Source organism: Halotalea alkalilenta DSM 17697, from assembly GCF_000621205.1.
Classification (GTDB): Bacteria; Pseudomonadota; Gammaproteobacteria; order Pseudomonadales; family Halomonadaceae; genus Halotalea; species Halotalea alkalilenta.
In genome coordinates, this window is record NZ_KK211231.1 from 16,223 (window position 1) to 28,092 (window position 11,870).

An 11,870-nucleotide genomic window follows, 5' to 3' on the forward strand; every position below is an offset into this window, starting at 1 on the left:
TTGTGGTTGGATCGAGAGACGGTCTAACTCTGGCGGGCAAGCCGATCACGTTTGCCCACGTCATGCCGACAACGGGCCGTGGCAGGCTCGCCGTGCGACGCCCCCAGCGCCAGCACGGCGACCAACGAGATCAGCGAAATCGCGCTGAACAGCAGCGCCAATGGCCACCATTCACCAGTGAAACGCTGCGCCAGCACGGTACCGACGATCGGGGTCAAGCCACCGAACAGCGCACCGCTGAGCTGGTAGGCTGCGGAGATGCCAGTGTAGCGATAGGCGGTGGGGAAGATATCGGCGACGAAGCCAGCGATCACCGCGTAATAGGCGCCGAGGAAGATCACCGCCAGGCTGATCCCCGCGGTGATGCTGAGCAAGCTGCCGACATCGACCAGGCTGAACATCGCATAGGGAGTAAGGATCGACACCGCGGCGGTGAGCACCAGGAAGCGGTGGTTTCCTACCCGCCCGGCGATCCAGGCGGCAGCCGGGGTAATCAGGAACTGGATCACCGACACCACGAGCAGGCAGTCGAGGATCAATCCGCGCTCGAAGCCGACGTACTGGGTGGTGTAGGCGATCATGAAGGTATTGGTGAAATAGAACCCAGCGATGCCCAGCACGTTGGCACCGACCGCGAGCACGAGCGGGCGCCAGGCGTGGCGCAAGAGCTCAGTGATCGGCGCAGGAGCCGATATTGTCTGGGGTGTCTCTCGGCGCTTTTGCTGCTCGGCGAGGAAATCCGGCGACTCGTTGATGCTGACCCGGATCACCAGGCCGATCACGAGCAGCAGCGCACTGAACAGGAACGGCACCCGCCATCCCCAGCTCATCAGTGCCTCCTCGTCGAGACCAGTGACCAGCTTGAACATCAGCATCGAGAGAATCAGCCCGGCGGGGCTGCCGAGCTGGGCGAACGAGGCGAAGAAGGTGCGACGGCTGCGCTCCCGCGAATGCTCACCAGCCATCAGCACCGCTCCGCCCCATTCACCCCCCACCGCGATCCCCTGGACCAACCGCAAAGCCACCAGCAGCACCGGCGCCCAGATGCCGATCATCGCGTAGGTCGGCAGCAAGCCAATCGCGACTGTGACTATCCCCATCATCAGAAGCGTGATCACCAGCGACTTCTTGCGCCCGATGCGATCCCCCAAGTGGCCGAACAGCAGCCCGCCCAGCGGCCGGGCGAAGAATCCGACCGCGAAAGTGCCGAAAGCGGCGAGCGTGCCGTAGAAACCGTCCATCGTCGGGAAGAACAGCGCACCAAAGACCAGCGCCGAAGCGGTGGCGTAGATGTAGAAGTCATACCACTCGATCATCGTACCGACGAAGGCAGCGGCGGAGGCGCGTACCGGCTGATGGCCGGTGGCACCGGGGGCCTGGGGCAGGGGCATGCGAGAGCTCCACGAGCGTTAGGGTTTTAGTTGTTCATGCCCTTTTTACCCATGCGCCAAATATAAATAAAATTTTCATCTCTAATGATCCGTATTCATCAAACGAATACCGAAGCCTGTTCAAGATCGCCACCCCCGTAACCCAGGCACGACCGAGGGTCGCACGCGCTCACGCCGCTCGAAACGGCAGCGGGCCGCACCACTATGCGCCTCGAGCCGTATCGAAACTTAACCGCACCCGTTCCTCGTCCAGGCATAATTCGCGCCATTTGCGCTGATTAGGCGAAAAAATCCCGCATTCTCGCTACAATATTAAGTTTTGAGAAAGTAAACAGTCGCCCAGCTCGGGCTGCCAAGGAGTCAACGCAATGAGCACAAGCGACCTCTCGACAGGCGGCCAGCCCGCCATCCACCAGCGCAAACGCAAGAAGCGGCTGCGTCTGGAAGACATCACCGTGGTCGACCGCGCCACGCTCAAGCGCGCGGTCGCCGCCGCCGCGCTCGGCAACGCGATGGAGTGGTTCGACTTCGGCGTCTACAGCTACATCGCGGTCACCCTCGGTCGAGTCTTCTATCCCGACAGCAGCGGCAGCGTACAGCTGCTGGCGACACTGGCGACCTTCGCCGTCGCCTTCCTGGTTCGCCCGCTCGGCGGCATGTTCTTCGGCCCGCTCGGCGACCGGATCGGACGCCAGAAGGTGCTCGCCGCGACGATGATCATGATGGCGATCAGTACCTTCTGCATCGGACTGATCCCAAGCTATGCATCGATCGGCATCTGGGCGCCGATCCTGCTGCTGCTCGCCCGGCTGGTTCAGGGCTTCTCCACCGGCGGTGAATACGGGGGTGCGGCGACCTTCATCGCCGAGTACTCCCCCGACCGCCGGCGCGGCTTCATGGGCAGCTGGCTCGAATTCGGCACCCTCGGCGGCTACGTGCTCGGCGCCGCGATCGTCACTGCCCTGACCAGCTATCTCGACGACGAGACGCTGCTCTCCTGGGGCTGGCGCGTGCCGTTCTTCATCGCCGGCCCCTTGGGGCTGATCGGCCTCTACCTGCGGCTCAGGCTCGAAGAGACGCCTGCGTTCCAGCAGCAGGCCGAGGCACAGACCAGCGAGCCGACGCCGAAGAACGAGTTCGTCAACATGATCACCAGCAACTGGAAGGCGCTGCTGGTCTGCGTCGGGCTGGTGCTGGTGTTCAACGTCACCGACTACATGCTGCTCTCCTACATGCCCAGCTACCTGTCGGCCAACCTGGGCTACGACGCCGACCACGGCCTGCTGCTGGTGCTTTTGGTGATGCTGGTGATGATGGTGGTGCAACCGCTGGTCGGACTGCTCAGCGACCGGGTCGGACGCAAACCGGTGATCCTCGCCGGCTGCATCGGCTTCCTGGTGCTCTCGATCCCGAGCTTCATGCTGATCCAGACCGGCAGCACCCTGCTGATCTTCGCCGGCCTGATGATCCTCGGCCTGCTGCTCAACTGCTTCACCGGCGCGATGCCAGCGGCGCTGCCGGCGCTGTTTCCCACCGCGATCCGCTATGGTGCACTGGCGATCGCCTTCAATGTCTCGGTCTCGCTGTTCGGCGGCACCACCCCGCTGTTCACCGCCTGGCTGGTCGACGTCAGCGGTAACCTGATGATGCCGGCTTTCTATTTGATGCTCGCCGCAGTGATCGGCGCCGCCACCATCCTCGTCACCCCGGAAACCGCGAGCAAGCCGCTGAAGGGCTCCTCCCCCTCGGCCTCCGACCCCGCCGAAGCGAAGGAGCTGCTCGCCGAGCACCATGCCAGCATCGAAGAGCAGCTCGAAGAGATCGAGAGCGAGCTCAAGCGTATCGAAGCCCGTCGAGACAGCCTGATCCATCAACATCCCGAGCTCTCCAAGCGCGACCAATGGGGATTGAGCGGCCACTCAGGGCGGGGCTAGAGTGGGGCTTTACTCGTCGATGCCGAGCCGCCCATGCCTTCGTTCGTTTCCCCCGATGAAATCCGTACGCGCTTCTCGCAAGCGATGTCGGCGATGTACCAGCAGGAAGTGCCGCAGTATGGCGAACTGCTGGACCTGGTGGCGGAGGTCAACCAGGCGGTGCTGACGGCGGATCCGGCGCTGGCCGAGCGGTTGGCTTCGAACGGCGAACTCGAGCGGCTGGGGCTAGAACGCCACGGGGCGATCCGGGTCGGCAAGCCGGACGAGCTGTTCATGCTCCGGCGGCTGTTCGCGGTGATGGGGATGAGCGCGGTAGGCTACTACGACCTTTCGGTGGCCGGGGTGCCGGTGCATTCGACCGCATTCCGCCCGGTCGGCAGCGACGCGCTGTCGCGCAATCCGTTCCGGGTCTTCACATCGCTTTTGCGCCTCGAGCTGATCGACGACCCTGAGCTGCGCGAGCGGGCGGCGGACATCCTCGAACACCGGGACATTTTCACCCCCGGCGCGCGTAGGCTGATCGACAAGGCAGAGCGGGCCGGTGGGCTGAGCGATGAGGAAGCGGATCGATTCGTGCTCGAGTCGCTTGAGAGCTTCCGCTGGCATCGCTCGGCGACGGTGGATCGAGCGACCTACCGAGCACTGCACGAGGCCCATCGGCTGGTCGCCGATGTGGTCTGCTTCAAGGGCCCGCACATCAACCACCTGACTCCGCGCACGCTGGATATCGATGCGGTGCAACGAGGGATGCCAGCGCGGGGGATCACGCCGAAGGCAACGATCGAGGGCCCGCCCAGGCGGCGCTGCCCGCTGCTGCTGCGCCAGACCAGCTTCAAGGCGCTGGAGGAGCCGATCATGTTCCAGGCCCCTTCGCTACGCGCCCAGGCCGGCGGGGCGTCCGGCTCGCACACCGCGCGCTTCGGCGAGATCGAGGCCCGCGGTGCGGCGCTGACGCCCAAGGGACGCGCACTTTACGACCAGTTGCTCGAGCAGGCACGCACCGCTACCGGCGGCGACTATGAAGGCGCGCTGGCACGAGCCTTCGAGGCCTTCCCCGATGAGCTGGAGACGATGCGCCGCGAGGGGTTGGCCTACTTCCGCTATCGGCGCACCGACCCCAAAACACCGATCTCCCCCGCCGAGACGTTGGATGCGCTGATCGCGCGCGGCGCGGTCGAGGCGACGCCGCTGATCTACGAGGATTTCCTGCCGGTCAGCGCGGCGGGGATCTTCCAATCGAATCTCGACGGCGACAGTCGCGCCCATTACGCAGCCAACGCCAATCGCGAGGCGTTCGAGCAAGCGCTGGGCGCCCCGGTGCTCGATGAGTTCGCCCTCTACGGCGAAGCCGAGGCTCGTTCGATCGCCGCCCTCGCGCGCGCCGCTGGCTGACGTGGGTCGCAACGCTTCTCCACCAGCCGCGCAGGCCGCGGGTGGCAACCAGACCGATTAACCTCCATATTCGAACCATGGCCTGCGGTGGATGGCCGCACTCAGCGTTTTTTTACCCAACCTTAGCCGCAGCAGGCGTCAATCAGCGGAGAATTTTGGTAAATTTACCAACATAATCTTCCGACCGTGACAAACGAGGTTGCCCCCATGCACGCTACCCTGACTAGCGTCACTCAGCGCATCCAGCAGCGCTCGAAGGCGCGCCGCGCGCTCTATGAGCAGCGGATGCAAGCCCAGCATCGGCAGGGCGTCCATCGCGGCGCACTCGACTGCGGCAACCTCGCCCACGGCTTCGCTGCCTGCGGCGCGTCGGACAAGCAGCAGTTGAAGCTGATGAATGCCGCCAATCTCGGCATCATCTCCTCATACAACGACATGCTTTCGGCACACCAGCCGTTCGAGCGCTTCCCGGAGCTGATCCGCGAGGCGGCGCGCGCATTGGGCTCGACCGCGCAGTTCGCCGGTGGCGTACCGGCGATGTGCGACGGGGTGACCCAAGGCCAGCCAGGGATGGAGCTGTCACTGTTCTCGCGTGACAACATCGCCCGCGCGGCGGCGATCGGGCTTTCGCACAACATGTTCGATGCCGCCCTCTACCTGGGCGTATGCGACAAGATCGTCCCGGGGCTGTTCATCGCCGCGGCGCGCTTCGGCCACCTGCCCACCGTGTTCGTTCCCGCAGGCCCCATGCCCAGCGGACTGCCGAACAAGGAGAAAGCACGGGTACGCCAGAAATTCGCCGAGGGCAAGCTCGGCCGCGCCGAGCTGCTCGAGGCGGAATCCGCCTCCTACCACTCCCCCGGCACCTGCACCTTCTACGGCACCGCCAACTCCAATCAGCTGATGATGGAGATCATGGGGCTGCACCTGCCGGGATCTTCCTTCGTCAACCCGGATACCCCGCTGCGCGATGCGCTGACCGCGTTCGCCACCGAGCGGGCGGTGAAGAACTCCGAGCCGGCCGGCAACTATCTGCCGTTCTGGCGACAGATCGACGAACGCGCGATCGTCAATGCGATGGTCGGCCTGCTCGCCTCGGGCGGTTCGACCAACCACACCCTGCATCTGGTGGCGATGGCCGCCGCCGCCGGTATCACCCTGAGCTGGGACGACTTCGCCGAGCTCTCCAAAGTGGTGCCGAGCATGATGCATGTCTACCCCAACGGCCAGGCCGATGTGAACCACTTCCACGCCGCCGGTGGAATGAGCGTGCTGATCCGGGAGCTGCTCGGTGCGGGGCTCCTGCATGGCGACATCCAGACGGTGATGGGCACGACATTCGCCGAGAGCTACACCCTCGAGCCGTTCCTCGACGATGGCCGCCTGGTGTGGCGCGACGGCCCCAGCGAAAGCCTCGATCCCGAGGTGCTGTCCAGCGCCGCCAAGCCGTTCTCGAAAAGCGGCGGACTGGTGGTAATGGATGGCAAGCTCGGCCGGGGAGTGATCAAGGTATCGGCGGTGAAGCAGGAGTTCAGGGTGATCGAGGCGCCGGTGCGGGTGTTCGCCGACCAGGAATCGCTCAAGCGTGCCTTCACCGCCGGCGAGCTCGAACACGACTTCATCGCGGTGGTGCGCTTCCAAGGGCCGCGTGCCAACGGCATGCCGGAGCTGCACAAACTGACCCCCTACCTCGGCTCGCTGCTCGATCGCGGCTTTCGCGTCGCGCTGATCACCGATGGGCGGATGTCCGGCGCCTCGGGCAAGGTGCCGGCGGCGATCCACATGACCCCGGAGGCGATCGACGGCGGCCCGCTGGCGAAGCTGCGCGATGGCGACATAGTGAGACTGGATTCGATCGACGGGCACCTCGAAGTGCTCATCGATGAACAGGAATGGGCCTCACGGGAGTGCGCCACCGTCGATCTCAGCGCCTATCACCATGGGCTCGGTCGCGAAATGTTCTCCGGCTTCCGCCAGCTGGTCGGCGGCGCGGAAGAAGGCGCGAGCACCTTCGGTGGCTTCGAGGCGGCCGAGATCGGCGCCAAGGAGGCCCCACGAGTCGCCGAGCCGTCGCTTTGAGACGCTGACTTCTCGTAACGCGAACACCCGGGCCGAAGCCCGGGTGTTCGCGTTACGCTCGACCGCTCTGATCAGGCGAAGCGTTCGACCGCTTCGCGAGCCAGCTTGGTGATTCCCGCCCAGTCCTTGGCATCGACCAGCGCCTTCGGAGTGACCCAGGAGCCGCCGACGCACATCACGTTGGGCAGCTTCAGGTAGTCGCCTGCGTTGGCGAGACCAATGCCGCCGGTGGGGCAGAAACGCACCTGCGGGATCGGGCCACCGAACGACTTGATCGCCGCCGCGCCGCCGCTCGATTCCGCCGGGAAGAACTTGAACCGGCGCAGCCCGTACTCCATGCCGAGCATCAGTTCGGAGATGGTCGCGATCCCTGGCAGCACCGGTGAACCGCTGGTCACCGCATAGTCGAGCAGGGCCGGGGTGGCCCCCGGGGTGACGACGAAATCGACCCCCAGCGCCTCGACCTGCTTGTACTGTTCGACGGTGATCACCGTGCCCGCACCGACGCTCGCTTCCGGCAGCGCTTCGCGCATCGCGGCGATGGCTTCCAGCGCGCAGTCGCTGCGCAAGGTCACTTCCAGTATCGGCAGACCGCCCTCCACCAGCGCTCGACCGAGCGGTACCGCATCCTCGAGGCGTTCGATGACGATCACCGGAATCACCTTGGCCTGGGCGCAGATTTCATCCAGCGCCTCGGTCATCGCCGGTGGCAGGGTGTTGTGCTCACTCATGTAGGACTCCTCGAAACGGATCGCGACCAGGCTCAGCCTTGATCGACGGCGGCGGTGACGGTGATCTCGACCAACAGCTCCTCGGCCGGCATCGGCCCGAGCACACAGGTGCGGGCGGGCGCATGGCCCTCGGGAACCCAGGCGTCCCACACTGCGTTCATCGCGGCGAAATCCTCGGCGCGCTTGAGATAGAGGGTGGCGGTGAGAAGCCGTTCGCGGCTCGAGCCGATCTCTTCGAGCAACGCATCGATTTGCGCCAGCGTGCTCTTGGTCTGCTCGGTAACATCGCCGCCGCGGGCCGCGGGGCTCGCCACCTGGCCGCAGAGATAGGCGGCACCGTTGTGGATCACTGCGCGGCTCATCCGCGCGCCGGTGTCGTGACGCTTAATGTTCATCGGATTTCCTTGATTGACGAAGATCACACTCAGCCCTGGCGCGCCTTCCAGCGCGCCAGAGCATCGAGATAAAGGCTCTCCTCAGCGTCGAGCCGGGTCGCCTCGTGGTCGGCGGAGTCCGCCGAGGCGATCAACTCCTGCGCGAGCCACACCTGGGCAAGCCCGTACGGGCCATGGATGAAGCGCGCCCGGCGCCGTGCCCAGCCACGCAGCCGATCGCTGGGACGCAGCTCGCGCAGTTCGTAGCGTCCGTCGTTGACCGCACGAATGTCGCTGACCCGGCCAGCGCCATCGGTACCGGCCGGCAGGGTCACATCGGCCCCGGCATCGATCAGCTGCGGCGAGAAGGCATCACGCTCACTGTACAGGATGAGCGCCTTGACCGGTGGCAATCGCATGCAAACTCTCCTCGTCTCGGCGCCGCTCAGGCTTGATGGTCCGTCGTCCGCCTGCTGCTCCAGAGCGTGAGCAACGCATTCACTGGGTCGAAGGTCTCCATCAGGTCGAGATCCTCGTGCCAGAACGTGATCGGCTTGCCGGGCTGGGTCCGGCGCGCGTGCAGAGATCGATTGTAATGCGCGAAGCCCGCTTCGATGAACTGGTTCATCAGGCGAATGCAGGTCGCATCGAGACTGCGCGCGAGGTGAATCCGGCTCTCCTGGGCAATCCTGAGCGATGCGAACACTTCATCGATGGTATCGCAGGCACTCGGCGAGAAGCTCAAGCGTCCTTGCCCATACTCGATCGAGAGCGCATTGAGGCGGAAATCGGCGCTACGGGTGTTTTCGAACACGATGTGCAACCAGTCGGCCGCGATCTGAACCTTGGTGGTCTCGTTGGTGCGGTGGAAGAGCCCATGGGCCGTGATGTAGGCGGCAACGATGCGCGACATGCCGGGAACTCTCCATCTACTACGTGAGGGACTTCATCCAAGTACTTGGGATCACGCTACCACAAGCGCCGTCAGGTTCCTTCCATCGTTTTCGCCACACGCCGGCAGGCGCCCCATTGGGGGCCACATCCCGACTTGGAACTACCTCGGGCGCTCGATGTCCGAACGCAATGAGCGCTATGATCGACAGGCGTTGATCCGATGCGCTTACCCCTCGCAGTCCACAATCACAATACGAAGGAGTCATCGCACATGTTCGCAGCACGCAACGACGGCAGACACACCGATGAACCCTGGGATACGTTGAGCCTGACGATCCTCGGAGTGCTCGCACTGGCACTCGCCCTGACCCTCTAGGCCTTCCCCAAAGGCGGATCAAAAACGACCACCACGGCGTCCCATTGGGACGCCGTGGTGGTCGTCATGCAATGCGGGCCTACGACCATTGAATGACGGCACCTCCAACCACGGCGGCGTAATCTTGAATTAAGTTCAGAATCGCCAGGAGGAAATGAAAAATGGTCGGTATAAGCGTATGGGCGCTGATCTGGATCATCGCGCCACTGTTGGTGGGCTTCGGTGTCTGGACCGTATTCGCCGGGCGCGGCGGGCGAGCGACCGGCACGCCTGCGGCGGCGGCCAAGAAACACACTCCGAGCTCAAACTGACCCAAGACTCGAAGACGACTCACGAGCCACCCCGGCGAGCGGGGCGGCAGCGCCATATTCAGTTGGCGCGATAGGCATCGACCGCCCTGGTCGCCAGCTCATCGCTGACGCCGGCCAGCCGGCGCTCTTCGTCCATTCCCACCGCAGAGGCCCGGCGCTCGAGCGCCACCAGCCGCTCACCCAGCCAGGCAAGCTCCGGACCTTCCACCGCCCCTTCGGCGAGCTCACGTTCGGCCCGCCAGATCATATCGCTGGTAATCATCACCTTGGTCTCCCGATCCAGGATCCTGTCGAGTGCACATCGACGAGAGTCTGGCGCCGGAATGTTGCGCTAATGTTTCCAAACGATGACAGCGCACCGATCCTTCAGCGCTTGCATTGGATATGTGCGTTCCAGTCGAAGGGACCATCGCGGTCCCGGCTGCTCACATGGTAGCCCTCGGGACACAGCGCCTCGGCCCGAGCGCGGAAGTCGCGATAGTTGGTCGCACCGACCCAGTACGACCCGGTATTGGCGCCGAACGAACCGTCGCCGCGATCGAGCGCGGCGCAGCCGCCCAGTAGCAGCATGGCGACGATGACGTTCAAAGTACGCGGAAGAATCATCGACTGCTCCTGTCGAGACGAACGGCCCACCGCCGATGCCACCCGCCCCATCACAAAGCCGGAAGACCGGCCATTATGGCCTTTTCATCGCGGCCGCTCTGCTCCAGCGAATCCACCGGGGATCGCGCGAACTTAGCATCAGTGAGCCAGCCGTCCTACCCTCAAGAGAGTAGCCATGAATTCCGCACAGCACGCCCAGGCCGATGGGCTCATCTCGAACCCCCAAGGGAGACACTGAACATGACGCAGAGAACCAGGATCGATCCCAACGAGCTGCACCCCGGCTCGCCCACTTTCATCGCGATCGCCGTAGAGGGCGATGGAGAGGTAGTGATCGGTGAATTCGATAGCCGCGATGAGGCCGAACGCGCCTGTGCGGACTATGAGCAGGAAAATCCTCTTTGAGTACCGCTTTCTTTCACGCGGCTGGATGACTTCACCAGCGTGCCATCGCTTCCGGGGGCTATCGATCGCCCCTTTGAGCGGATCGTCCCACAAGCGTCCAGCGCACGCGATTCGCTAAGGCCCTGCCCGCTCCAGCCCAGCCAGCCCATTCTCGCGCCGGGGTCATTTTCGCCCGGGCGTCAGTTCGACGACGGCCCCCTCCTTATGGACCGAAAGCAACATGCTGGACAGTCAATGCCGCCCCGCCCATACTTTCGTCGTCGCATCAGTTGATGAAACGAGGCTCGGCGTCCATCGGTATGGCGTCGAATATGTGCAGGGCTTGTCGCAAATCCGAAGTTTTCCAACGATAGGAGATTGCAGCCATGCCGAATGAAAACCTGCATCCCGTCGGCACCTGGGACGTTGGCTCCACCGACTTTGGTACCGTAGCCCTGAAGTTCGATCTTGGTGCTGGTCCCATTCTCCTTGCCCTATCCGCGCAGCAGGCGGAAGGCATGATCCAGGGATTGAAGGCCGCGCTGCGCAAGACCCTGGAGGAAACCAACCCGGGCTCATTGCACTGAAACGCTTCGTTGAAAATTTTTAAGTCATTGGTATGAAAAGGCGCCGGCGCACGGTATTCGCGCCGGCGTTTCACGATGTAAAAAACGTGTATTTTAGTGCACGCAGCCCTCTTGAGCGTTGCTCAAACTTCAGGTTCTGATAGGGTGCCTCCAGGGAGCAACAGCGGGCAGGGATGCCCCCCAATCTTCTCCTCGCATGTCTCCACGCACTGCACTTTCACCGCTATCTCGCACTTCTGCGCGCCCACCCGTCGTCTCTACTTTTCCCACTGCGTTAACCTCTCCATTTCGACTTCATCGCCATCATCGAGCGAGAATCGGCACGTGCGTATCGTCGGCACGGCGATCGATCTTGAAAGGGGGAGCTGGCCTGAAGCACGGGCATCGCCGACAGGGTTTCTAACTGAATGCACGACGCCACCGGGCGACATCCTGGCATCATCGACCGCGCAGGAAACCCGGATCAGCGATTGCCCGGGCGGACGCGAAGCAGGCTATAGGAAATGTAGCAAGACAGCCCAATGACGCCGAAGGTGAGCACGAAGCGCGGCAGGAAAGTGAGCTCGACGAAGCCCTGAATCAGCAGGCTGGCCAGCGCTGCGACCAGGGCGACCGACGCGTATGCCGTGAGTTTCTTCATCGACTCCTCCTCGTAGATTTGCTCCAGAGTAACGGGGAGCGGATCATTGCGCCATGCAGCTAGGACTATCGGAGGCGGCTCAGCCATCTGCTCCGGGGTTTTCCTGCCTTGCTGGACACTCACGCCAGGTCACTGAGGATCGCAGCGCAAAAAAGCCTGGCCAATGAAGCC

The 11,870-nt window shown here is 63.8% G+C and carries 14 protein-coding genes; 6 read left to right on the top strand and 8 right to left on the bottom strand.

Annotated features, from left to right (window positions below):
- Positions 1-23: 23 nt before the first annotated feature.
- Entirely contained in the window at positions 24-1,391 is a 1,368-nt protein-coding gene (locus Q376_RS23175; RefSeq protein ID WP_081803622.1) for an MFS transporter, read from the bottom strand.
- Between the two features lie 368 nt (positions 1,392-1,759).
- On the opposite strand from Q376_RS23175, the gene proP reads away from it, so the two are divergent.
- From proP to edd, 3 genes are all read left to right on the top strand, one after another.
- Positions 1,760-3,325 carry a glycine betaine/L-proline transporter ProP gene (proP, locus tag Q376_RS23180; protein WP_081803623.1) on the top strand — a complete coding sequence of 522 codons (1,566 nt, stop codon included), beginning with the start codon at positions 1,760-1,762 and terminating at the stop codon, positions 3,323-3,325.
- 33 nt (positions 3,326-3,358) lie between these two features.
- On the top strand, positions 3,359-4,717 hold the full coding sequence (gene hglS, locus Q376_RS0116735; protein ID WP_027351281.1) for a 2-oxoadipate dioxygenase/decarboxylase HglS: 1,359 nt from the start codon (positions 3,359-3,361) through the stop codon (positions 4,715-4,717).
- Between the two features lie 207 nt (positions 4,718-4,924).
- Positions 4,925-6,796, top strand: coding sequence for a phosphogluconate dehydratase (edd, locus tag Q376_RS0116740; RefSeq protein WP_043448439.1), 1,872 nt, complete (start codon positions 4,925-4,927; stop codon positions 6,794-6,796).
- Positions 6,797-6,867: 71 nt separating this feature from the next.
- On the opposite strand, the gene Q376_RS0116745 is transcribed toward edd, so the two are convergent.
- Genes Q376_RS0116745 through Q376_RS0116760 form a run of 4 tightly spaced genes read right to left on the bottom strand, consistent with a single transcriptional unit; the run spans position 6,868 to position 8,814 of the window.
- On the bottom strand, positions 6,868-7,527 hold the full coding sequence (locus tag Q376_RS0116745) for a bifunctional 4-hydroxy-2-oxoglutarate aldolase/2-dehydro-3-deoxy-phosphogluconate aldolase (RefSeq protein ID WP_027351283.1): 660 nt from the start codon (positions 7,525-7,527) through the stop codon (positions 6,868-6,870).
- Positions 7,528-7,559: 32 nt separating this feature from the next.
- A complete protein-coding gene (locus Q376_RS0116750) occupies positions 7,560-7,922 on the bottom strand; it encodes a RidA family protein (protein ID WP_027351284.1) in 363 nt (120 codons plus the stop codon).
- A 29-nt stretch (positions 7,923-7,951) separates the two neighbouring features.
- The gene (locus Q376_RS0116755) at positions 7,952-8,320 is read right to left on the bottom strand and encodes a hypothetical protein (protein WP_027351285.1); all 369 of its coding nucleotides are present in this window, start codon (positions 8,318-8,320) and stop codon (positions 7,952-7,954) included.
- 26 nt (positions 8,321-8,346) lie between these two features.
- Positions 8,347-8,814: a hypothetical protein gene (locus Q376_RS0116760; protein ID WP_027351286.1), complete on the bottom strand. Its 468-nt coding sequence runs from the start codon at positions 8,812-8,814 to the stop codon at positions 8,347-8,349.
- A 518-nt stretch (positions 8,815-9,332) separates the two neighbouring features.
- On the opposite strand from Q376_RS0116760, the gene Q376_RS24975 reads away from it, so the two are divergent.
- Complete coding sequence (locus Q376_RS24975) at positions 9,333-9,482, top strand: hypothetical protein (protein WP_155834395.1); 150 nt, start codon at positions 9,333-9,335, stop codon at positions 9,480-9,482.
- Between the two features lie 58 nt (positions 9,483-9,540).
- Here Q376_RS24975 and Q376_RS0116775 read toward each other — a convergent pair whose 3' ends face one another.
- Together Q376_RS0116775 and Q376_RS0116780 are read right to left on the bottom strand one after the other, a co-directional pair.
- Complete coding sequence (locus Q376_RS0116775) at positions 9,541-9,744, bottom strand: hypothetical protein (RefSeq protein WP_027351287.1); 204 nt, start codon at positions 9,742-9,744, stop codon at positions 9,541-9,543.
- 104 nt (positions 9,745-9,848) lie between these two features.
- Complete coding sequence (locus Q376_RS0116780; protein ID WP_027351288.1) at positions 9,849-10,088, bottom strand: hypothetical protein; 240 nt, start codon at positions 10,086-10,088, stop codon at positions 9,849-9,851.
- A gap of 240 nt (positions 10,089-10,328) precedes the next feature.
- Between Q376_RS0116780 and Q376_RS24980 the strand changes: the two genes are divergently transcribed.
- Both Q376_RS24980 and Q376_RS0116790 read left to right on the top strand, forming a co-directional pair.
- Entirely contained in the window at positions 10,329-10,493 is a 165-nt protein-coding gene (locus Q376_RS24980) for a hypothetical protein (RefSeq protein ID WP_155834396.1), read from the top strand.
- A 365-nt stretch (positions 10,494-10,858) separates the two neighbouring features.
- On the top strand, positions 10,859-11,059 hold the full coding sequence (locus Q376_RS0116790; protein WP_027351289.1) for a hypothetical protein: 201 nt from the start codon (positions 10,859-10,861) through the stop codon (positions 11,057-11,059).
- A 463-nt stretch (positions 11,060-11,522) separates the two neighbouring features.
- On the opposite strand, the gene Q376_RS24985 is transcribed toward Q376_RS0116790, so the two are convergent.
- Positions 11,523-11,699, bottom strand: a complete 177-nt coding sequence (locus Q376_RS24985; RefSeq protein ID WP_155834397.1) for a hypothetical protein — start codon at positions 11,697-11,699, stop codon at positions 11,523-11,525.
- Positions 11,700-11,870: the final 171 nt, after the last annotated feature.

Bases quoted from the DNA above. Each gene is read 5' to 3' on its own strand.
- Q376_RS0116745 (WP_027351283.1), bottom strand. From the start codon at position 7,527: ATGAGTGAGCACAACACCCTGCCACCGGCGATGACCGAGGCGCTGGAT.
- Q376_RS24975 (WP_155834395.1), top strand. From the start codon at position 9,333: ATGGTCGGTATAAGCGTATGGGCGCTGATCTGGATCATCGCGCCACTG.
- Q376_RS0116755 (WP_027351285.1), bottom strand. From the start codon at position 8,320: ATGCGATTGCCACCGGTCAAGGCGCTCATCCTGTACAGTGAGCGTGAT.
- Q376_RS0116775 (WP_027351287.1), bottom strand. From the start codon at position 9,744: ATGATTACCAGCGATATGATCTGGCGGGCCGAACGTGAGCTCGCCGAA.
- Q376_RS23175 (WP_081803622.1), bottom strand. From the start codon at position 1,391: ATGCCCCTGCCCCAGGCCCCCGGTGCCACCGGCCATCAGCCGGTACGC.
- Q376_RS24980 (WP_155834396.1), top strand. From the start codon at position 10,329: ATGACGCAGAGAACCAGGATCGATCCCAACGAGCTGCACCCCGGCTCG.
- hglS (WP_027351281.1), top strand. From the start codon at position 3,359: ATGCCTTCGTTCGTTTCCCCCGATGAAATCCGTACGCGCTTCTCGCAA.
- Q376_RS0116780 (WP_027351288.1), bottom strand. From the start codon at position 10,088: ATGATTCTTCCGCGTACTTTGAACGTCATCGTCGCCATGCTGCTACTG.
- Q376_RS0116790 (WP_027351289.1), top strand. From the start codon at position 10,859: ATGCCGAATGAAAACCTGCATCCCGTCGGCACCTGGGACGTTGGCTCC.
- edd (WP_043448439.1), top strand. From the start codon at position 4,925: ATGCACGCTACCCTGACTAGCGTCACTCAGCGCATCCAGCAGCGCTCG.
- Q376_RS0116750 (WP_027351284.1), bottom strand. From the start codon at position 7,922: ATGAACATTAAGCGTCACGACACCGGCGCGCGGATGAGCCGCGCAGTG.
- Q376_RS24985 (WP_155834397.1), bottom strand. From the start codon at position 11,699: ATGAAGAAACTCACGGCATACGCGTCGGTCGCCCTGGTCGCAGCGCTG.
- proP (WP_081803623.1), top strand. From the start codon at position 1,760: ATGAGCACAAGCGACCTCTCGACAGGCGGCCAGCCCGCCATCCACCAG.
- Q376_RS0116760 (WP_027351286.1), bottom strand. From the start codon at position 8,814: ATGTCGCGCATCGTTGCCGCCTACATCACGGCCCATGGGCTCTTCCAC.